Origin of the sequence: Pseudomonas yangonensis, from assembly GCF_009932725.1 — a bacterium.
Taxonomy (GTDB): Bacteria; Pseudomonadota; Gammaproteobacteria; order Pseudomonadales; family Pseudomonadaceae; genus Aquipseudomonas; species Aquipseudomonas yangonensis.
This window is the reverse complement of sequence record NZ_BLJU01000005.1, coordinates 178431-198532: the sequence shown is the minus strand read 5'-3', so window position 1 is coordinate 198532 and position 20102 is coordinate 178431. Positions and strand designations below refer to the sequence as shown.

Annotated in this window: 16 protein-coding genes and 4 tRNA genes; 14 read left to right on the top strand and 6 right to left on the bottom strand. The window is 63.7% G+C overall.

Features of this window, described 5'->3' with window-relative positions; all coding sequences use genetic code 11:
* Positions 1–6: 6 nt before the first annotated feature.
* On the bottom strand, positions 7–1380 hold the full coding sequence (locus GYB81_RS09675) for an MATE family efflux transporter (protein WP_161865632.1): 1374 nt from the start codon (positions 1378–1380) through the stop codon (positions 7–9).
* Positions 1381–1530: 150 nt separating this feature from the next.
* On the opposite strand from GYB81_RS09675, the gene pdxB reads away from it, so the two are divergent.
* The 3 genes from pdxB to GYB81_RS09660 all read left to right on the top strand — a co-directional run bounded on the left by pdxB (position 1531) and on the right by GYB81_RS09660 (position 3863).
* Positions 1531–2661, top strand: a complete 1131-nt coding sequence (gene pdxB / locus GYB81_RS09670) for a 4-phosphoerythronate dehydrogenase PdxB (RefSeq protein WP_161865633.1) — start codon at positions 1531–1533, stop codon at positions 2659–2661.
* A 261-nt stretch (positions 2662–2922) separates the two neighbouring features.
* Positions 2923–3408 (top strand): glutathione peroxidase, encoded by a 486-nt coding sequence (locus tag GYB81_RS09665; RefSeq protein ID WP_024307809.1) that lies wholly within the window; start codon positions 2923–2925, stop codon positions 3406–3408.
* Positions 3405–3863: a MarR family winged helix-turn-helix transcriptional regulator gene (locus tag GYB81_RS09660; protein WP_161865634.1), complete on the top strand. Its 459-nt coding sequence runs from the start codon at positions 3405–3407 to the stop codon at positions 3861–3863. The genes GYB81_RS09665 and GYB81_RS09660 overlap by 4 nt, the downstream gene beginning before the upstream one ends.
* On the opposite strand, the gene GYB81_RS09655 is transcribed toward GYB81_RS09660, so the two are convergent.
* Positions 3853–6174 carry a response regulator gene (locus GYB81_RS09655; protein ID WP_161865635.1) on the bottom strand — a complete coding sequence of 774 codons (2322 nt, stop codon included), beginning with the start codon at positions 6172–6174 and terminating at the stop codon, positions 3853–3855. The two genes, GYB81_RS09660 and GYB81_RS09655, sit on opposite strands and share 11 nt — an antisense overlap.
* A gap of 110 nt (positions 6175–6284) precedes the next feature.
* Here GYB81_RS09655 and GYB81_RS09650 point away from each other — a divergent pair, with 110 nt between their 5' ends.
* Positions 6285–7175, top strand: a complete 891-nt coding sequence (locus GYB81_RS09650) for an ATP-binding protein (RefSeq protein WP_161865636.1) — start codon at positions 6285–6287, stop codon at positions 7173–7175.
* The gene (locus tag GYB81_RS09645; protein ID WP_161865637.1) at positions 7172–7654 is read left to right on the top strand and encodes a free L-methionine (R)-S-oxide reductase MsrC; all 483 of its coding nucleotides are present in this window, start codon (positions 7172–7174) and stop codon (positions 7652–7654) included. The genes GYB81_RS09650 and GYB81_RS09645 overlap by 4 nt, the downstream gene beginning before the upstream one ends.
* Positions 7655–7715: 61 nt before the next feature.
* Here GYB81_RS09645 and GYB81_RS09640 read toward each other — a convergent pair whose 3' ends face one another.
* Together GYB81_RS09640 and GYB81_RS09635 are read right to left on the bottom strand one after the other, a co-directional pair.
* Positions 7716–8378 (bottom strand): glutathione S-transferase family protein, encoded by a 663-nt coding sequence (locus tag GYB81_RS09640; RefSeq protein ID WP_161865638.1) that lies wholly within the window; start codon positions 8376–8378, stop codon positions 7716–7718.
* 61 nt (positions 8379–8439) lie between these two features.
* Positions 8440–9207 carry a hypothetical protein gene (locus tag GYB81_RS09635; RefSeq protein WP_233787538.1) on the bottom strand — a complete coding sequence of 256 codons (768 nt, stop codon included), beginning with the start codon at positions 9205–9207 and terminating at the stop codon, positions 8440–8442.
* Positions 9208–9429: 222 nt separating this feature from the next.
* On the opposite strand from GYB81_RS09635, the gene GYB81_RS09630 reads away from it, so the two are divergent.
* From GYB81_RS09630 to GYB81_RS09615, 4 genes are all read left to right on the top strand, one after another.
* A tRNA-Glu gene (locus tag GYB81_RS09630) sits at positions 9430–9505 on the top strand.
* 14 nt (positions 9506–9519) lie between these two features.
* Positions 9520–9595 (top strand) — tRNA-Gly (locus tag GYB81_RS09625).
* Between the two features lie 45 nt (positions 9596–9640).
* Positions 9641–9716, top strand: a tRNA-Glu gene (locus GYB81_RS09620).
* Positions 9717–9730: 14 nt separating this feature from the next.
* Positions 9731–9806, top strand: a tRNA-Gly gene (locus GYB81_RS09615).
* 109 nt (positions 9807–9915) lie between these two features.
* On the opposite strand, the gene GYB81_RS09610 is transcribed toward GYB81_RS09615, so the two are convergent.
* Positions 9916–10323, bottom strand: coding sequence for a PA2817 family protein (locus tag GYB81_RS09610; protein ID WP_013716082.1), 408 nt, complete (start codon positions 10321–10323; stop codon positions 9916–9918).
* A 191-nt stretch (positions 10324–10514) separates the two neighbouring features.
* Positions 10515–12962 (bottom strand): acyl-CoA dehydrogenase, encoded by a 2448-nt coding sequence (locus GYB81_RS09605; RefSeq protein WP_161868028.1) that lies wholly within the window; start codon positions 12960–12962, stop codon positions 10515–10517.
* Between the two features lie 138 nt (positions 12963–13100).
* On the opposite strand from GYB81_RS09605, the gene GYB81_RS09600 reads away from it, so the two are divergent.
* The 5 genes from GYB81_RS09600 to GYB81_RS09580 all read left to right on the top strand — a co-directional run bounded on the left by GYB81_RS09600 (position 13101) and on the right by GYB81_RS09580 (position 20020).
* Positions 13101–13763 (top strand): transglutaminase-like domain-containing protein, encoded by a 663-nt coding sequence (locus GYB81_RS09600; RefSeq protein ID WP_161868029.1) that lies wholly within the window; start codon positions 13101–13103, stop codon positions 13761–13763.
* Between the two features lie 154 nt (positions 13764–13917).
* Entirely contained in the window at positions 13918–14850 is a 933-nt protein-coding gene (locus GYB81_RS09595) for an ABC transporter ATP-binding protein (RefSeq protein WP_161868030.1), read from the top strand.
* A gap of 11 nt (positions 14851–14861) precedes the next feature.
* Positions 14862–15641 (top strand): ABC transporter permease, encoded by a 780-nt coding sequence (locus GYB81_RS09590; RefSeq protein ID WP_161868034.1) that lies wholly within the window; start codon positions 14862–14864, stop codon positions 15639–15641.
* Positions 15642–15932: 291 nt separating this feature from the next.
* Complete coding sequence (locus GYB81_RS09585; RefSeq protein WP_161868031.1) at positions 15933–16955, top strand: efflux RND transporter periplasmic adaptor subunit; 1023 nt, start codon at positions 15933–15935, stop codon at positions 16953–16955.
* Positions 16952–20020 (top strand): efflux RND transporter permease subunit, encoded by a 3069-nt coding sequence (locus GYB81_RS09580; protein ID WP_161868032.1) that lies wholly within the window; start codon positions 16952–16954, stop codon positions 20018–20020. The genes GYB81_RS09585 and GYB81_RS09580 overlap by 4 nt, the downstream gene beginning before the upstream one ends.
* Positions 20021–20102 lie beyond the last annotated feature (82 nt).

Sequence of the window (20102 nt, the reverse complement as noted above, 5' to 3'; positions counted from 1 at the left end):
CCAATCTCAACCGGCCCGGCGAATGCGCTTGCGCGCGCTGCGTGCCAGGCGCACGGTGAGCATCGCTGCGGCGCAGGTCAGGCCCACCACCAAACCTTGCCACAGGCCGCTGGGGCCGCTCGGTTCGCCGAACAGGTCGGATAGCCCCAGCGCATAACCCACCGGCAAGCCGATGCCCCAGTAGGCGAACAGGGTCAGCAGCATGGTGATGCGTGTGTCCTGATAGCCGCGCAGGGCGCCGGCTGCCGTCACCTGGATGGCATCGGAGAACTGGAACAGCGCTGCATAGACGATCAGCGTTGCCGCCACGGCGATCACCGTCTTGTCGGGGGTATAGATCTGCGCGATCTGTTCGCGCAGCAGGAACATCAGGCTGGCCGATACGCAGGCGTAGCCCAGTGCCGCGCCCATGCTCACCCCGGCGGCGAAGCGCGCTTCGCGTGGCTGGCCGCGGCCCAGTGCCTGGCCGACGCGCACCGTCGCGGCCATGGCCAGCGAGTAGGGGATCATGAACACCATGGAACTGAAGTTCAGGGCGATCTGGTGCCCGGCGACCACGGTGGCACCGAGGCCGCCGATGAGCAGGGCGATCACCGCGAAGATGCTCGATTCGGCGAACACCGCCACGCCGATCGGCACGCCGATGCTCAGCAGGCGCTTGATGACCGGCCACTGTGGCCAGTCGAAATGGGTGAACAGCGCGCTGGCGCGGTAGCAGGGCGCCCACCTCACCCAGACCAGCATGCCGATCAGCATGAAGCCCATCACCAGTGCGGTGGCCCAGCCGCAACCGACGCCGCCCATGGCCGGCAGGCCGAACTTGCCGTAGATGAAGATGTAGTTGGCCGGAATGTTCAGCAGCAGGCCGAGAATACCCAGTACCATGCTTGGGCGGGTGTGACCCAGGCCATCGCTGAAGCAGCGCAGCACGTGATACAGCGCTACCGCTGGAAAGCCGCAGGCCACGGCGCGCAGGTAGCCCATGGCCGGAGCGATCAGCGCCGGGTCGACGTTCATGATGCGCAGGATGAACTCGGCGTTCCACAGCAGCGTTGCGGCACTGCCGCCTACGGCCAGTGCCAGCCACAGGGCCTGACGCACCAGCGGGCCGATCTCTGCTTCCTCGCCGGCACCGAAGCGCTGCGCCACCTTGGGCGTGGTAGCCAGCAGGATACCGGTCATCAGCAGGAACACCGGCACCCAGATCGAGTTGCCCAGCGCCACGGCTGCCAGGTCCCGCGGGCTGACGCGCCCGGCCATCAAGGTATCGACGAAGCCCATGGCGGTGTGCGCCAGCTGAGCGATGATGATGGGCGTGGCCAGGATGAGCAGGTTGCGCAGTTCCGTGCGCACGCGGCCAAGGCGGGTGTCGGTGGACATTTCGACTCTTCGGGATAACAGGAAACCGCGTAGTTTACGCCTTGACGCAGCGGTCAGGAAAGTGCGGCGTGAGGCTCTGTCCGGCGCTCTGCAGGGCGACGTTGGTGATCACGCTGGCATAGAATGGCGACCTGCCCGATGGAGCCTGCCATGCACATAGTTGCCGACGAAAACATTCCCCTGCTCGATGAATTCTTCGCTGCGTTCGGCAGTATCCGCCGCCTGCCTGGGCGCGGCATCACGGCGGCCGATGTGCGCGATGCCGACCTGCTGCTGGTGCGCTCGGTCACTCCCGTTAATCGTGCGCTGCTCGAAGGTAGCCGGGTCCGTTTCGTCGGTACCTGCACCATCGGCACCGACCATCTGGATCTCGATTACTTCGCCGAGGCGGGCATCGCCTGGAGCAGCGCGCCGGGCTGCAACGCCCGCGGCGTGGTGGATTACGTGCTGGGCAGCGTGCTGACCCTGGCCGAGCGCGAGGGCGTCGACCCGGCTGCGCGCGTCTATGGCGTGGTCGGGGCGGGGCAGGTCGGTGGGCGTCTGGTCGATCTGCTGCGTGGTCTCGGCTGGCAGGTGCGCGTCTGTGATCCGCCGCGCCAGGCCACCGAGGGTGGCGATTTCGTCAGCCTGGAGCAGATCATCGACGAGTGTGACGTTATCAGCCTGCACACGCCGCTGGACGCCTCGACGCGCCATCTGCTCGATGCGACTCGCCTGGCGACGCTGAAGCCGGGAACCTGGTTGATCAATGCCAGCCGCGGTGCGGTGGTGGACAATGCCGCGCTGCGCACGTTACTGCCGCAACGTCCCGACCTGAAAGTGGTGCTGGACGTCTGGGAAGGCGAGCCGCAGGTCGATGTCGAGCTGGCCGCCCTGTGCCAACTGGCCACGCCGCATATCGCCGGTTACAGCCTGGATGGCAAGCTGCGCGGTACCGCGCAGATCTACCAGGCCTGCTGCCGCGTGCTGGGCGTACCTGAGCAGGTGAGCCTGGCCGAGCTGCTGCCAGCGCCCTGGCTCCGCGAGCTGAGCATCGACGGCAACGCCGATCCGGCCTGGGCCCTGGCCAGCCTGTGCCGTGCGGTATACGACCCGCGCCGCGACGATGCGGATTTCCGCCGTAGCCTGGTGGGCGATGCCGATACCCGTCGCGCGGCGTTCGACCGCTTGCGCAAGCACTACCCGATGCGCCGCGAGATCGATGGGCTGACCGTGCGCATTCAGGGGGATTCGTTACCACTGGCCGCATTGGTGCGAGCTCTGGGCGCCACCGTTTCGTAGGGTGGGTTAGCCGCCTGTCACGTCTATCGAACAGTTTGCTCAGTCCGGTGCGGCGTAACCCACCATCGGCGCGCCGCGATAGATCGCCTGCTGGGTCAGGCCCGCTGAGTTCATCTGCGTTTTGGAAATCTGGCAGTCGGCGCCGCTAGCCCCTACGGATAGCGCGATATCTGCATGCCTTATCTTGCAGCAATTAAATTGCATGCAATTTAATTGCTCGCTATTTTGTCCATCACTTTCAGCCCATCAGGACGATTCCCCATGAGCAATGCACTTTTCGATATCCCGGTCACTACCATCAAGGGCGAGCAGAAGACCCTGGCCGACTTCGGTGGCAAGGCCGTGCTGGTGGTCAACACAGCCAGCAAATGCGGTTTCACCCCGCAGTACAAGGGCCTGGAAAGCGTGTGGCAGCAATACAAGGACAAGGGGCTGGTGGTGCTGGGTTTTCCCTGCAACCAGTTCGGCAAGCAGGAGCCGGGTGACGAGGGCGCCATCTCGGAATTCTGCGAGCTGAACTTCGGCGTCAGTTTCCCGCTGTTCAAGAAGGTCGACGTCAACGGCGCCGACGCCCACCCGCTGTTCGTGCAACTGAAAAAGCGCGCGCCCGGCCTGCTGGGTAGTCAGGGCATCAAGTGGAATTTCACCAAGTTCCTGATCGGCAAGGATGGCCAGGTGGTCAAGCGCTTCGCCCCGACCACCAAGCCGGAAGAACTGAGCAGCGAGATCGAAGCGCTGCTGAAATGACCGCTTTCGATACCGCCACCCTGCAGCTGGACAACCAGCTGTGCTTCAAGCTCTACGCCGCCTCGCGCGCCGTGATCCGTGCCTACAAGCCGATGCTCGATGCCCTGGGCCTGACCTACCCGCAGTACCTCGCGATGCTGGTGCTGTGGGAGTGGCAGGCGCGGGCGCCCGAGCAGCCGACGCTCAAGGCGCTTGGACAACGCCTGCAGTTGGACTCCGGGACCCTGACGCCGCTGCTCAAGCGTCTGGAGCAGATGGGCCTGGTGCAGCGCCGTCGTGCCCAGGCGGACGAGCGAGAGGTGCATCTGGCGCTGAGCGAGACCGGCAGGGCGCTGCAGGCGCAGGTTCTGCCGCTCAAGGCGCAGTTGCTCTGCCAGTTCGGTGATCAGGACCTGCTGGAGATGGAAGGGCTGCGTCGTAGCCTGGATCGCCTGCTGGCGCGGCTCAGCGGGTGACCTCGCTGGGCAGCCAGGTGTCGAGCATGGCTGCCAGTTCTTCACGACGGAAGGGTTTGGCCAGGTAGTCGTTCATCCCGGCGGCGCGGCAGCGTTCGCGCTCGTCGGACAGCGCATTGGCCGTCAGGGCAACGATGGGCAGTTCCGGCCAGCGGCCGTTGCTGCGGATGCGCCGGCTGGCCTCGTAGCCATCCATCACCGGCATGTTGCAGTCCATGAGAATCAGGTCGACGGGCTGTTGCTCCAGTATTTCCAGCGCTTCACCGCCGTGGCCGGCGACCAGTACCTGGTAGCCGAGCTTGGCCAGCATGCCCTTGGCGACCATCTGATTCACCGGATTGTCCTCGACCAACAGTACGCGCGCCGAGCTTTCGCGACGAGGTTGCGCCTGGGCGTTGTTACTCGGGTCGGTGTCGTCGCTCTGCAGAATGTGCCGCAGCATCTGCAACAGCCCGTTGCGCGCCAGGGGGCGGGCGATCTGCAACAGGGGCGTGAGACGTTGTGCCTGGTCATGGGGCAGGAAATTGCCGTAGGCCGTGACCAGCAGCACCGGTGTGGTGATCGCCGGGCGAATGCCGAGCAGGCACTCCGGGCAGTCGCTGATCAGCAGATCGGCCTCCACGCCGAGCAGGCTGGCATCGGTGTCCAGACGCTGATAGCTCAGGCCCCAGGAGGGCAGCCATTGGCTGAGCATTTGTTGCAGCCCGCTACTGGCCGGCGTCATGGCGACGATGCGGCCCTGTAGGGAGGGCTGGATGGCGGTTTGCGCATGGGCGCGCAGCGGCAATTCGGCGCAGAACTCGCTGCCGAAGCCTTCCTTCGATTGCAGGGTCAGCCTGCCGTGCATCGCCTGGCAAAGACGCCGTGTCAGCGCCAGGCCCAGCCCGGTGCCTCCGTACTCGCGGGTAATGCCCACCTCGGCCTGGGCGAAGGGCTGGAAGATGCGCGCCTGGGCGTCTTCGGCGATGCCGATGCCGGTATCGCGCACGCGAATGCTGATGCCGTCCGCGCTGCGGGAGACGATCAGGTCGACACGGCCGAAACGGGTGAACTTGAGTGCATTGGACAGCAGGTTGCTGACGATCTGGCGCACCCGCGTCGGATCGCCCAGCACCTGCGCCGGCAGTGCCGGGTCGATCAGGCAGGTCAGCTCCACCGCGCTGGCGGCGTTCTGCGACAGCAGGCTGGCGGTTTCCTCCGCCAGGGCGCCGAGGTCGAAGGGGATTTCTTCCAGCTCCAGCTGGCCGGCTTCGAATTTCGACAGATCGAGGATGTCGTTGAGCAGTTCCACCAGCACCTTGCCGGAGTCGTGGGCGATGCCGAGTTGTTGGCGTTGTTCGGCGCTGAGCGGACCGTCCAGCGCCAATGCCAGCATGCCCAGCAGGCCATTGAGCGGGGTGCGGATCTCGTGGCTCATGTTGGCCAGGAAGGCCGAGCGAGCCTGCGCCATGTTCAGCGCGGTGGTACGCGCGGCCTCCAGTTCGCTGTTGGACTGGCTGAGGCGGGCGTTGGTGGCCTTGAGCTCGGCGGTGCGCGCCGAGACGATGTTTTCCAGCTCGCCGAGGTATTGGGTCAGCCGGTCTTCGGCGTTGCGTCGCTGCTCGATCTCCTGGGCGATGCTCGATAGCTGGCGGTTGGTGACTTCGACCAGAATGCCGATCTCGTCGCGCTCATGGCCCTTGGGGCAAGGTACGGGGCGATGCTGTGGATCCTGCGGGTTGCGTTGGCTGAGTGCGCGAATCACGCCTGTCAGGGGCTTGGTCAGCATGAAATAGAACAGCACCAGCAGGATCAGCGACAGCAGCAGGCTGCGTGCGAAGCCGGTGAGCAGGGTCAGCAGCGAGCGCCGCAGAAAGTGGCTGCCGAAAGCGTAGGTATCGATCTCCAGGCGCAGGAAACCCAGCGGCTCGTGGGGCGCGTGGGAGACGAACAGCGGGTCCTGAAAGGCGCGCTCGGCGCCAAACAGGCTGTCGCTCATGAAACGGTAACGGCTCTCGCTACGCGGACGACTGACGCTGGCCAGCACCAGGCCGCTGTTGTCGATCAGCTCGGCGCGGGTTACCGCCGGTGAGCGCAGCAGGCCGAGCACCAGTTCCTGGGCCAGCTCCGCGTCGATGTTGTAGGCGATACGGGCAGCGGGGTTGTGGCTGATTTCCAGCAGCGCGCGAATCTCGCGGTTGATGGAGGCCTCTTCGCTGGCATAATCGATCGCCACCTGGGTGACACTCAGCAGCGTGCCAAGGATAAACGCCACCAGCACGGTCAGGCCGGCCTGTTTGAATGACAGGCGATTGGTGAGCGAAATATCCATAAATGCGTGCGTAGTCTCTGATCCTTGGCGCCTTGCCAAGCATAGCTGATAGCGACCCTGTACCGGCAGAGCCTGCAACGTGCGGCTCTGCGCAAAAGGAGTAGTAGACCGTGGATTCCCGATTGCTGGACTTTCTCGCCCGCGCCGAGCAGGTGCTGGAGCGTCTCGAGCCGTTGCTGCCTGCGCTGCGCCCGCAGGTAGACTGGAACAAGTGCGTGGCGGCACGTTGGGTACGTGATGGCCGCAGTGGCTACCTGATGCCGCTGGAGGTCAGTCTCGACCTGTCATTGAGCGATCTGCTGGGTGTGGACGCCCAGCGCGAGCAACTGGCGCGCAACACGCGGCAGTTCGTTACCGGTCTGCCGGCCAACCATGCCTTGCTCTGGGGTGCCCGCGGTACGGGTAAATCCTCGCTGGTACGCGCACTGCTTGCCGAGCACGCCAGGGCCGGCCTGCGCCTGATCGAGATCGAGCGCGACCACCTGGCCGACCTGCCGCGCGTGGTGGAACTGCTGGCCGGGTTGCCGCAGCGCTTCGTGCTGTTCTGTGACGATCTGTCATTCGAGGCGGGTGAGGGCGACTACCGGGTGCTCAAGAGCGTGCTCGACGGCTCCTTGGAGCAGGCGCCGGACAACGTGCTGCTGTATGCGACCTCCAACCGCCGGCACCTGGTGCCCGAGCATCAGAGCGATAACGAGAACTGGAAGAGGGTCGACGGCGAGCTGCATCCCAACGAGGCGGTGGAGGACAAGATCGCGCTGTCCGATCGCTTCGGTCTGTGGTTGTCGTTCTATCCCTTCAGCCAGGAGCACTTCCTGATCGTCGTGCGCCACTGGGTGGATGTGCAGGCGCGCCAGGTCGGGCTCAGCTGGAGCTGGGACGAAGCGCTGGAGAAAGCCGCCATTCGCTGGGCGCTGGGCCGCGGCAACCGCAATGGCCGCTGCGCCTATCAATTCGCCCGCCATTGGGTCGGGCTGCAACTGCTGGAGCAACAGGCATGATCGATCTTTCCCAGGCTGGGGCTGACCTCAACGGTTATCCGCTACTGAGCGCGCAACTGCAGGCGCTGCTGTCCGGTGAGCGCGACTTCATCGCCAATGCCGCGCAGTTCTCCGCCTTCCTGTTTCATGAGCTGGCCGACCTCAACTGGGCTGGCTTCTATCTGGTCAAGGATGGCGAACTGGTGCTCGGTCCGTTCCAGGGCAAGGTGGCCTGTGTGCGCATTCCCTTCGGTCGTGGCGTCTGCGGCGCTGCAGCGGCGACTTTGCGGACGCAGCGAGTCGAAGACGTGCATGCCTTCGCCGGGCACATTGCCTGCGACAGTGCGTCGAACAGCGAGCTGGTGGTCCCTTTGGTGAAGGACGGGCGCCTGATCGGCGTGCTGGATCTGGACAGCCCGTCGGTGGGGCGCTTTGCCGAGGCGGATCAGGCCGGCATCGAAGCACTGGCGGAGATCTTTCTGGCCGCCACCGACTGCTGAGTATTGGCGCGGCCCAGCCGGTGGCGATTCGTCGGTCGGGACTCGATCAGGTAGGACGTGCTCAGCGCTTGGCGCCGATCTTCTCCAGAGTGCGCAGTTCGCGTGGCAGGAGTTGCTGCATGGACGCGCCGGCCTTGATGCGCTGAAAGTGTGCGGTCAGGTTTGGCCAGCGTGTAGCGTCCGGTACCTCGCCGCCGTGCTCCATGTTGATCAATTGGGAGGCGAGCGCCAGATCAGCCATCGATAGCTGTTCACCGAGGAAATAGGGTGCATCACCCAGCGTGGCCTCAAGATAGTCGAAGTGACTCGGTAGTTTGTCCTTGAGCGCCTGCTGCACCTTTTCCTCGTCGCACGGCTGGCCCATGGTGGCTTTCAGCACGCGGTTGCGAAATACGGTAAAGGTGCAAAGGGGCGCCAACTCGTAGTCGGCATACTTTTCCAGCCAGCGCACCTTTGCCCGCTGCTGCGCATCTGCGCCGTAGAGGGGCGTGCGCTCGGGGTGCTGTTCTTCAAGGTACTGGCAGATCACGCTGGAGTCCGCCAGCTTGAGGTCGCCGTCGCGAAAGGCGGGAATCCGCCCCAGTGGGTTGAGCTCACGGTACCAGTCGGGCTGGCCGAAGGGCATGACTACTTCGAGTTCGTACTCCAGGCCCTTTTCGATCAGGCACAGACAGACTTTACGGACGAACGGGGAGAGTGGCGCCCCGTATACGGTCATGCTCATTGCAGCTCCTAATCCTCTGTCAGCGTGTTCTGAGCGAAGGCCATGGTTGCCATGTGGCCGCTCAGTCGTAGATGTTCTTCTTTTTCCAGCCGTCGTCTTCCAGGTCTTTCAGACCTTCGGTCAACTCGCTCGGTTCTTCCGCTGCGGGTACATTATTGTTGAGGACCATGGCATTGGCGCGCGCCAATTGCTCCTCGAAGCGTTTGAGTTGCGCCTGGTAGAGCGCAGGTTCGGGTTGTTTGCGCAGGTACTGCACGCCGCGCTCGAAGGCCAGACGCGCCTGACCAGGCTGGTTCTGCTGCATCGCCGTCTGGCCAAGGGTGCTGAAGAACTCGATATGCACCAGCACCAGCATCTGGCGGATTTGCTTGAGCCACTGCTTGCCCTCACTGGCGGGCAGCAGGCCGCCCTGTACCGAGCCGGTGATCAATGCATGGAGGTTTTCCAGGAGGAAGCGTACGTCCTTGGCCTTGGCCTCGTTGACGATGGGCTGTGGAGGGTTCTGCACCGCAATGGATTCACCCTTGGCGATCTCGCTCTTCAGCGTAGCGATATCGTTCTGCAGCGTGGCGTTCTGCTTATCCAGCGGCAGCAGCCGTTCGCTGACCTGAAGCTGCAGCTGGCTCAGCAGCAGCTTCAACTGCGGCGTCATCAACTGGCCGGGCATGCGTTCGGAAATGTCCTGGCAGCGACGAATGCGGTCGAGCAGGTCGGCGCGCTGGCGGGCTTTCTCCAGCTTGCTGTTCTCGACGGCGTGGTTGATGTAGGCAATCACCATCAACAGGGCGATGCCGCCGGCTATCAGCAGGGTTATCACGAGTGCGGACACTGCTTGGGACCTCTCGAGAATCAACTTTTCGACCGAGTGTAGTGGCTTGCTCGCATCGCTCCTAGTGTCATGTCAATTTATGGGCTGAAGTCTTTGATTTTAAAAATTTTTTAGAGAGTGGTTGACGACCTTTAAAAGTCTCCATAGAATGCGCGCCACTTCCAGCGCAAAGCCTGATGCAGAGCGAAGGAAGCCGGAAAGTTGCTTGATGTTCCGGGGTGTGTCCCCTTCGTCTAGTGGCCTAGGACACCGCCCTTTCACGGCGGTAACAGGGGTTCGAGTCCCCTAGGGGACGCCACTTCAAGTTGTACTGCGGGAATAGCTCAGTTGGTAGAGCACGACCTTGCCAAGGTCGGGGTCGCGAGTTCGAGTCTCGTTTCCCGCTCCAAAATTTAGAAATGCTGCTTCGGCAGGATTTCAAAAGAAGTTCCAGGTCCCCTTCGTCTAGTGGCCTAGGACACCGCCCTTTCACGGCGGTAACAGGGGTTCGAGTCCCCTAGGGGACGCCACTTCAAGTTGTACTGCGGGAATAGCTCAGTTGGTAGAGCACGACCTTGCCAAGGTCGGGGTCGCGAGTTCGAGTCTCGTTTCCCGCTCCAAATAAACGAAAACGCCGCTCAATCGAGCGGCGTTTTCGTTTCTGTCCTCTACAAAGACAAATCTAAAGGCCCGCCGGTTTGCCGTGCGGGCCTTTTGTCGTTGCTTCGATCAGTGCTTGGCGCCGTCTGTGGGCAGGGCCAACAGCTGTTTTTCCTGATTCCAGTCGAAGGGTTCGTCGTTCTCTTCGGCCTCGAAGCGACGCTCGTCGAGGGCCTGGTACAGGGCGATCTCTTCGTCCGGCATGAAGTGCAGGCAGTCGCCGCCGAAGAACCACAGCAGATCGCGCGGTACCAGATGGGCGATCTGCGGATAGCGATGGAATACCTGGCTGATCAGGTCCTGGCCCAGGTATTGGCTGGACACCGGGTCGCGCGGCAGTTCGGCGAGCAGTTCGTCGTAACGCTCGAGGAACAGGGCGTGGCTGTCGTCGAGCACCTGTTCGGCTTCGCCCAGCGCAACGAGGATACCGCGCAGGTGATTGAGCAGGGCGAGGTGATGTTCGAGATGGCTGGCCATGTTGCAGTGTCCTGAAAGGTAAAACGGGCGCAGGAGTATAGAGTTCCTGGCGCCCGCTGTCCTGCATAGCAGGCCTTCGTGGGAGGGGCTTTCGGCCCGGGCATCCTGCTTCGCTCTGCCTCCTGCATCCCTGCAGTCGTGGCCGCGAGCTTCTTGAGTCGCGGTAAAGCCCCTCCCGCTAGCCGTTTGCGTCAGCGCACCTTGCCAATGCCCAGTTCGAGCTCTTCCTTGGCGAAGTCGTCGACATCGATCACCCGCCGCCGCGCCGCCTCGGCCGCCTGCAGGCGTTGACCCTGCTCGCCATCGAGAATGCCGGCAGCGATCGCCGCTTCGATGGCGTCCTGGCCCGGAGCCGGTTGCAGGCTGCCGTCCTTGAGTGCCTGGTGCAGACGCTTGCGCGCGTCGTGGCTGGCCTGCACCAGGTTCAGTGCATGCTGCAGGGCGCCGACCGAGTCCTGATCGGCCTGCGGGCGATAGCAGCCTTCCAGCACCGATTCCAGTGCCGGGTCGCCAGCCTGGCGGCCGATGATTGCGGCCACTTCGGCATCCAGCTCATCGCTTGGGCCGTTATGACGACGACCCAGCGGGAACACCAGTACCTTCAGCAGGCAGCCGAACAGACGATTGGGGAAGTTGCTCAGCAGGTCATCGAGTGCCTGCTCGGCGCGGTAGAGGTTTTCCTCCAGGGCCCAGCGCAGCAGCGGTCTGACGGACTCCTGATAGTCCAGATCGTGGTAGCGCTTGAGTGCGGCCGAGCCCAGGTAGAGGTAGCTGAGCACATCACCCAGGCGCGCAGACAGACGTTCGCGACGCTTCAGGTCACCGCCGAGCAGCATCATGCTGCTGTCGGCGCACAGGGCGAAGGCCGCGGCCAGGCGGTTGAGGGCGCGGTAGTAAGGCTGGCTGAGGTCGTCGCCCGGCACCGTGCCCAGGCGGTTCAGGGTCAGGCCGAGAAGGAAGCTGCTGGCCGCGTTGCTCACGGCAAAACCGATATGACTCATCAACAGCGAATCGAACTCGATCTGTGCCTCGTCCTTGTCCTCACGGTCAGCCAGCGCCATTTCCTTGAGCACGTAGGGATGGCAGCGGATGGCGCCCTGGCCGAAGATCATCAGGTTGCGCGAGAGGATGTTGGCGCCCTCGACGGTGATGAAGATCGGCGCCCCCTGCCAGGAGCGGGCCAGGTAGTTGTTCGGGCCCATGATGATGCCCTTGCCGCCGTGCACGTCCATGGCATGGCTGATGCACTCGCGGCCGCGCTCGGTCAGGTGGTACTTGAGCACAGCCGACAGCACCGAGGGCTTCTCGCCCAGATCGACGGCATTAGCGGTGAGAATGCGTGCGCTGTCCATCAGCCAGGCGTTGCCGCCGATGCGCGCCAGGGCTTCCTGGATGCCTTCGAAGGCCGCCAGCGGTACGTTGAACTGCTCACGCAGCTGGGCGTACTGGCCGGTGGCGAGGCTGGTGAACTTGGCCGCGCCCGTGCCGACGGCCGGCAGCGAAATGGAGCGGCCCACCGACAGGCAGTTCATCAGCATCATCCAGCCCTTGCCGAGGTACTGTTGGCCACCGATCAGGTAGTCGAGCGGAATGAATACGTCCTTGCCCGAATTCGGCCCGTTCATGAAGGCTGCGCCCAGCGGCAGGTGGCGGCGGCCGATTTCCACGCCGGGGGTATCGGTGGGAATCAGCGCCAGGCTGATACCGAGGTCTTCCTTGTCGCCCAGCAGGTGGTCCGGGTCGTAGGCCTTGAAGGCCAGGCCGAGCAGGGTGGCCACGGGGCCGAGGGTGATGTAGCGCTTCTCCCAGTTCAGGCGCAGGCCGATCACTTCCTCGCCGTTGAACTGGCCCTTGCAGATGACGCCGGTGTCCGGCATGGCACCGGCGTCGGAGCCGGCCAGCGGGCCGGTAAGGGCGAAGCAGGGGATGTCCTCACCTCGCGCCAGGCGTGGCAGGTAATGGTTGCGCTGTTCTTCGGTGCCGTAGTGCAGCAGCAGCTCAGCCGGGCCGAGGGAGTTGGGCACCATCACGGTGGAGGCCAGATCGCCGCTGCGCGTGGCCAGTTTCATCGCCACCTGCGAGTGGGCGTAGGCGGAGAAGCCCTTGCCGCCATATTCCTTGGGAATGATCAGGGCGAAGAAACCGTGCTGCTTGATGTGCTCCCAGGCTTTCTCCGGCAGGTCCATTTCCTGGCCGACCTGCCAGTCGCTGATCATCGCGCAGAGTTCTTCGGTGGGGCCGTCGATGAAGGCCTGTTCCTCTTCGGTCAGCCTGGCCTTGGGGTAGGCCAGCAGCTTGTCCCAGTCCGGTTTGCCACTGAACAGCTCACCGTCCCACCACACCGTGCCGGCTTCGATGGCGTCGCGCTCGGTGGCCGACATGGGCGGCAGCACGCGCTGGAACCAGGCGAACAACGGGCGGGTGAACAGCTGCCGGCGCAGATCGCCGAGCAGGATGAAGGCGGCGACTGCGCCAGTGATGATCCACAGCAGCAGTTGCAGCCAGCCGGGTACCGGGCTGAACAGGGCCATGGCCACCAGATAGGCCGCGGTGATGCCGAGGGCGGGGCGGGCGGCGGTACGACTATGGGCCAGGTAGATGACCCCGAGCAGCAGCACCAGCAACCAGATGACGAGCATGTGCATTCCTCCATGATTCGAGCGGGCAACGCCCCGAGCATAGCCATAAATGGCGCGAGGGGCGGTGAGCTTGGCCGGATCGTCGTAAGCATCGCGCAATTGGCGGATTAGACTGAAGCGAACTTCAGGAACCCCGTCATGCAGATCTATCTTCGCCCCGGCCGCTTCATTGACAGTGACCATCCATTGGTAGTCGAGTTCGCCGAACGTTGGCGTGGCGCCTCACGAGAACCGATCAGTCAGGCCATTGCGCTCTATCTCGCGGTGCGCGACGAGATTCGCTACAACCCCTATGCCTTCAGCCTCGATGCGCAGACGCTGAAGGCCAGCCACGCGCTGACGGCCGGGGAGTCCTACTGCGTTCCCAAAGCCAATCTGCTTGCCGCATGCGCACGGCATTGCGGCATTCCTGCGCGTATCGGCCTGGCCGATGTACGCAATCACCTGTCGACGCCGCGCCTGCTGGAGCTGCTGCGCAGCGAGGTGTTCGCCATGCACGGCTACACCGAGCTGTATCTGGGCGGGCGTTGGGTCAAGGCCACGCCCGCGTTCAACGAGGCGCTGTGCCGCGTATTCAAGGTGGCGCCGCTGGAGTTCGATGGCGTGCACGATAGCGTCTTTCATCCCTACAACGCGCGGGGCGAGCGCTATATGGAGTACCTGCAGGACCACGGCCAGTTCGAGGATCTGCCGGAGCAGCTGTTTTTCGCGCACCTGCGTGATTGCTATCCACATCTGTTCGAGGCTGGGGGCTTGGAAGTGAGCGGCGACATGCAGCGCGAGGCCGGTGTTATCGACTGAGTCGATAATCAAGATCGCCAGGACGGCCTTTTCTCCGCGCGTCAGGGTCGGTAGGGTGCATGCCAGCACAGAGTGGGCGAAACACGCGGTTGCAATCGAGCGCCTTCGCCCACATCTACCAAGACTTCACTCTCGCGCGGGAAACCCCATCTTCATGAGCTCCGCCCTGACCATCCGCCAGTTGACCAAGACCTACGGAAACGGCTTCCAGGCCCTGCACGGTATCGATCTGGACGTCGCCGAAGGTGATTTCTTTGCCTTGCTCGGCCCCAATGGCGCCGGCAAATCCACCACTATCGGCATCCTTTCCACGCTGGTGAACAAGAGCAGCGGCACGGTCAGCGTATTCGGCCACGACCTTGACCGCGAACCCTATGCGCTCAAGCGCTGCCTGGGCGTGGTGCCGCAGGAGTTCAACTTCAACCAGTTCGAGAAGGTGTTCGACATCGTCGTCACCCAGGCCGGTTACTACGGCATTCCGCGTTCCATCGCCAAGGAGAGGGCCGAGCAGTACCTGACCCAGCTCGGCCTGTGGGAAAAGCGCGACGTCGCTTCGCGCGAACTGTCCGGCGGTATGAAACGCCGTCTGATGATCGCCCGCGCCCTGGTGCATCAGCCGCGCCTGCTGATTCTCGACGAGCCCACCGCCGGGGTGGATATCGAGCTGCGCCGCTCGATGTGGAGCTTTCTCACCGAGCTGAACAAGCAGGGCATCACCATCATCCTCACCACCCACTACCTTGAAGAGGCCGAGCAGCTGTGCCGCAACATCGGCATCATCGACCACGGCCGCATCGTCGAGCTGAGCAGCATGAAGGACCTGCTCAAGAAGCTGCATGTCGAGACCTTCCTGCTCGATCTGAAGGACTCCTACAGCGAGGCGCCGATGCTGACGGGCTATCCGGCGCGCCTGCTCGACCACCACACCCTGGAAGTGCAGGTGGAGAAGAGCCAGGGCCTCAACGCGCTGTTCCAGCAGCTGGCGCAGCAGCAGGTGCAGGTGCTCAGCCTGCGCAACAAGACCAATCGCCTGGAGGAGCTGTTCGTCTCCCTGGTGGAAAAGAACCTGGCCAAGGTGGCGCAATGAATACCCAGTACATCAACAGCGAGTTTGCCGCCAACCTGGTGGCCCTGCGTACCATCGTTCATCGCGAGGTGCGCCGCTTCGTGCGCATCTGGCCGCAGACGCTGCTGCCGCCAGCCATCACCATGGTTTTGTACTTCGTCATCTTCGGTAACCTGATCGGCCGGCAGATCGGCGACATGGGCGGCTTCACCTACATGGAGTACATCGTGCCGGGGCTGATCATGATGTCGGTGATCACCAACAGCTACGGCAACGTGGTGTCGAGCTTCTTCGGCAGCAAGTTTCAGCGCAACGTCGAGGAGCTGCTGGTGTCGCCGGTATCACCGCACACCATCCTCATCGGCTTCGTCATCGGCGGCGTGCTGCGCGGGCTGGCAGTGGGTGTTATCGTCACCATCCTGTCGCTGTTCTTCACCCACCTACAGGTGCATCATCTCGGCGTGACGGTGCTGGTGGTGCTGCTGACGGCCACCATCTTCTCCCTTGGCGGTTTCGTCAACGCGGTGTTTGCACGCAACTTCGACGACATCTCCATCGTCCCCACCTTCGTACTGACGCCGCTGACCTACCTGGGCGGGGTGTTCTATTCCATCTCCCTGCTGCCGCCGTTCTGGCAGGCTGTGTCGATGGGCAACCCCATCCTGCATATGGTCAACGCCTTCCGCTACGGCATTCTCGGCGTGTCCGACATCCGCATCGGCGTAGCCATCGGCTTCATGCTGCTGGCCACTGCCGTGCTCTATACCCTGTGCATTCGTCTGCTGATCAGCGGTCGCGGCATGCGTCAGTGATGAGCCGCGATCAGGCGAATTTCTTCGCCTGATCGCGTAGTCCGGATGTAATCCGGGGCGCTTCGACAGCATCGCGGCTGAAGCCGCTCCTACTGGTTTCACTATTCCGTGGGAGCGGCTTCAGCCGCGATTCTGCCGGACACCGTCTACACCGCTGAACACCTATAAGCCCTCTTCGTAACTGCCTATCCTCTGCCTGTCCACGTCAACACATAGCGAAATAACTTGTAAGGCTGGCACCGACGCAGCAGCCGGTTAGACTCCGCTTCTACCAAGAAGAAGGGGCTGATCATGACCGGGCTGTTGCGTGCGCTTCCGTGGCTGTTGCTGGGCTTTTGCGCGTTGCCTGCAGTGGCCGCCGAAGGGCCGATGGTCGAGGTCGTGCCGGTGCGGCAGATGGAGGTGCGCGACGAGCTGATCACCTTCGGTTCGCTGCGTTCCGACGAGTCGGTGATGATTCGTCCGGAAGTGGAAGGGCGCCTGGCCACCCTGCATTTTCGCGAGGGGCAGGCGGTGACTGCCGGCGATCTGCTGGTCAGCCTCGACGATGCCATTACCCGGGCCGAGTTTGCCCAGGCCCGGGCCAATCTCGATCTCGCCGAAAAGAACCATCAGCGCGCGCAGATGCTGTTCCAGCGTGGCGCCAGCAACGCACAGGCGTTGGATGAGGCGCAGAGCCAGTTGCAGGCTGCGCGTGCCAGCCAGGCCCTGGCTCAGGCGCGACTCGACAAGACCCAGATCAAGGCACCCTACGACGGCACGCTCGGCCTGCGCCAGGCCAGTGTCGGCGACTACCTCAGCGCCGGACAGAACATCGTCAATCTGGAGGAGCTCGACCCGCTCAAGGTCGACTTCCGCATTCCGCAGAAGGCCGTGGCTCAGGTGCGGCTCGGCCAGACCGTGGAAATCACCCTCGATACCTACCCTGGCGAGCGCTTTCGCGGCGAGATCTTCGCCATCAATCCGCGTCTGGACGAAGCCGGGCGCAGCCAGGCCATCCGCGCGCATATCGGCAACGATGATCGCCGTCTGCGCCCAGGCCAGTTCGTCCGCGTTTCGGTGATCCTCGAGGAGCGCCCCGACGCGCTGGTGATTCCCGAGGAGGCGGTGATGCCGCAGGGCGACAAGCTGCTGGTGAATCTGCTGGTGGACGGCAAGGTCGAGCGCCGCGAGGTGATCCTGGGCAAGCGTTTCGATGGCCTGGTAGAGGTGCGCGAGGGTTTGCAGGGTGACGAGACGGTGATCAGCGCAGGCTGGCAGCGCGTACGCGAAGGGCTGGCGGTGCGCAGCAAGAGCGGGGAGCGCCAGCCGTGACGCTCTCCGACGTCTGCATTCGCAGGCCGGTCTTCGCCACCGTCCTGTCGCTGATCGTGGTGCTGCTGGGTCTGATGGCCTACGACCGTCTCAACGTGCGCGAATACCCCAATATCGACGTGCCCATCGTCACCGTGCAGGTCACCTATCCCGGTGCCAGCCCCGAAATCATGGAGTCGCAGGTGGCGCAGCCGGTAGAGGATGTGCTCTCGGGTATCGAGGGTCTGGACTTCGTCACCTCCATCAGCCGTGCGGAAAACACTCAGATCACCGCGCAGTTCCGTCTCGGCCGTAGCGCCGATGAAGCGGCCAACGACGTACGTGATCGCCTGGGCCGGGTGCGCAACCTGCTGCCGGACGAGGTGGACGAACCCATCGTGCAGAAGGTCGAGGCCGATGCCCAGCCGGTGGTGTGGATCGCCTTCCACAGCCAGCAGCACAGCGCGATGGAGATCACCGACGTGCTGGAGCGGGTGATCAAGGACCGTCTGCAGACCATACCCGGCGTGTCCGAAGTGCAGGTGCGCGGCGCCCGGACGTTTTCCATGCGCATCTGGCTCGACCCGGAGAAGCTTGCCGCGCACAACCTGACCGTGCAGGACGTCGAGGACGCCCTGCGCCGGCAGAACGTGGAGATCCCGGCCGGCCGTATCGAGTCGCGCGAGCGTGAGTTCAGCGTGCTGTCGGAAACCGATCTGCGCACGCCGGAGCAGTTCAACGAGCTGATCCTCGATGACTCGCAAGGCTACCTGCTGCGCCTGTCCGACGTCGGTCGCGCCGAAGTGGGGCCGCGCGACGAGAGGTCGGTGGTGCGCTTCAACGGTTTGCCGGCGGTGACCCTCGGTCTGGTCAAGCAGGCTACGGCCAACCCGCTGGATATATCCGATGGCCTCGCGGCGGCCTGGGACGAGGTCAAGGCGCTGTTGCCCGACGGCATGAACATGACGGTGGCCAATGACAACTCGCAGTTCATCCGCGAGTCCATCGACAACGTCTTCACCACCATCTGGGAAGCCGTGGCGCTGGTCATCCTGATCATCTTCATCTTCCTGCGCTCGCTGCGCGCCACGCTGATCCCGCTGGTGACCATCCCAGTATCATTGATCGGCGCCTTCGCCCTGATGTCGCTGATGGGCTTCACCATCAACACGCTGACGTTGCTGGCCATGGTCCTGGCCATCGGCCTGGTGGTGGACGATGCCATCGTCATGCTGGAGAACATCCATCGGCATATCGAGGCGGGGATGAAGCCGATGCAGGCCGCCTTCAAGGGCAGCCGCGAGATCGCCTTCGCGGTGATCGCCATGACCCTGACCCTGGCCGCCGTGTTCGCCCCGATCGGCTTCATGCAGGGCACCACGGGCAAGCTGTTCACCGAGTTCGCCTGGACCCTGGCTGGCTCGGTGCTGGTGTCAGGTTTCGTTGCCCTGACGCTGACACCGATGATGTGCGCAGTCATGCTCAAACCGCACCAGCACGAGCAGCGCCACGGTCGCGTGTACAACCTGATCGAAGGTTTCCTCAATGGCCTGACCTATAGCTACAAGCACAGCCTGGATCGTGCTCTGCACGCCTGGCCACTGGTGCTTGGCGTGCTGCTGGCGGCCTTCGTGCTGTGTGCCTGGCTGTTCAGCGGCCTGCGTTCGGAGCTGGCGCCAACCGAGGACACCGGCACCATCGTTGGCGTGTTCAATGGCCCGGATGGCGCCACCATCGACTACACCGCCCGCTATGCCCGCGAGGTCGAGGCCGCTTATGCCAGCATTCCCGAGACCAATCGTTATCTGGTGGTAGCCGGCTTCCCGACCGTGGCCCAGGGCATTTCCTTCATGAAGCTGGAGGACTGGGGCGACCGTGCGCGCAGCCAGTTCGAGATACGTAACGAGCTGCTGCCCAGGTTGCAGGACATTGCCGGCATGCGTGTCACCCCGGTCAACCGCCCGCCGTTGGGGCAGAGCGCGCGCAACCAGCCGATCAACTTCGTTATCCGCTCGTCCATGGAGTACGCCGAGCTGCAGGGCTACGTCGACCAGCTGATGGAGCGCATGCGTGATTATCCGGGCCTGGAGGGCTTGGACAGCGACCTCAAGCTCAACTCGCCGCAGCTCAAGATCACCGTCAATCGCGAGCAGGCCGCGGCCGTGGGCACCGACGTGTCGGTGATCGGGCGCAGTCTGGAGAGCCTGTTCGGTAGTCGCCAGGTGACCCGCTTCAAGCAGAACGGCGAGCAGTACGACGTGCTGGTGCAGTTGCAGGATATCGACCGCAGCAACCCGCAGGATCTGGATCGCGTCTACGTGCGCGATCGCGAGGGCGGCATGGTGCAGCTGTCCAACCTGATCGAAGTGCGCGAGACGGTGGCGCCGCGCGAACTCAACCACTTCAACCAACTGCGCGCGGTGACCATCAGTGCCAACGTCGGGGCGGGCTACACCTTGGGCGAGGCGCTCAATCATCTGGAGGCGGCCGCCCGCGAGGTATTCCCGCCGGAGACGCAGTACGACTACACCGGCACTTCGCGAGATTTCAAGGAGTCCAGTTCGGGTATCCTGCTGATCTTCGCCCTGGCCCTGGCCTTCATCTTCCTGGTGTTGGCGGCGCAGTTCGAAAGCTTCAGCGATCCGCTGATCATCCTGTTCAGCGTACCGCTGTCGATGGCCGGCGCCTTGCTGGCGCTGAAGCTGTTCGGCGGCACCTGGAACATCTATTCGCAGATCGGTTTGGTGACCCTGATCGGCCTGATCACCAAGCACGGCATCCTCATCGTCGAGTTCGCCAACCACCTGCTGCGTGAGGGCAGGGCACTGCGCGAGGCGGTGATCGAGGCTTCGGTACAGCGCCTGCGGCCGATCCTGATGACCACCGGCGCCATGGTGCTCGGCTCGCTGCCTTTGGCCATCGCCAGCGGCGCCGGCGCCGAAAGCCGTCAGCAGATCGGCCTGGTGATCGTCGGCGGGCTGCTGGTGGGGACCTTCTTCACCCTCTATGTGATCCCCACGCTGTACCTGCTGCTCAGGCGTTGGGCGCCGCTGCGGATGATCGAGCAGGAGCCGGTGACGGTCTGAATCCTGTGGGAGGCGCTTTAGCTGCGAGCTTTTGCAGCCTTCGCGGCTACGACTGCAGGGATGCAGGAGGTAGAGCGAAGCA

Coding starts and splice junctions, on each gene's coding strand:
- GYB81_RS09665 (WP_024307809.1), top strand. CDS start 2,923: ATGAGCAATGCACTTTTCGATATCCCGGTCACTACCATCAAGGGCGAG.
- GYB81_RS09610 (WP_013716082.1), bottom strand. CDS start 10,323: ATGGCCAGCCATCTCGAACATCACCTCGCCCTGCTCAATCACCTGCGC.
- GYB81_RS09595 (WP_161868030.1), top strand. CDS start 13,918: ATGAGCTCCGCCCTGACCATCCGCCAGTTGACCAAGACCTACGGAAAC.
- GYB81_RS09640 (WP_161865638.1), bottom strand. CDS start 8,378: ATGAGCATGACCGTATACGGGGCGCCACTCTCCCCGTTCGTCCGTAAA.
- GYB81_RS09655 (WP_161865635.1), bottom strand. CDS start 6,174: ATGGATATTTCGCTCACCAATCGCCTGTCATTCAAACAGGCCGGCCTG.
- GYB81_RS09675 (WP_161865632.1), bottom strand. CDS start 1,380: ATGTCCACCGACACCCGCCTTGGCCGCGTGCGCACGGAACTGCGCAAC.
- pdxB (WP_161865633.1), top strand. CDS start 1,531: ATGCACATAGTTGCCGACGAAAACATTCCCCTGCTCGATGAATTCTTC.
- GYB81_RS09585 (WP_161868031.1), top strand. CDS start 15,933: ATGACCGGGCTGTTGCGTGCGCTTCCGTGGCTGTTGCTGGGCTTTTGC.
- GYB81_RS09645 (WP_161865637.1), top strand. CDS start 7,172: ATGATCGATCTTTCCCAGGCTGGGGCTGACCTCAACGGTTATCCGCTA.
- GYB81_RS09660 (WP_161865634.1), top strand. CDS start 3,405: ATGACCGCTTTCGATACCGCCACCCTGCAGCTGGACAACCAGCTGTGC.
- GYB81_RS09605 (WP_161868028.1), bottom strand. CDS start 12,962: ATGCTCGTCATCTGGTTGCTGGTGCTGCTGCTCGGGGTCATCTACCTG.
- GYB81_RS09600 (WP_161868029.1), top strand. CDS start 13,101: ATGCAGATCTATCTTCGCCCCGGCCGCTTCATTGACAGTGACCATCCA.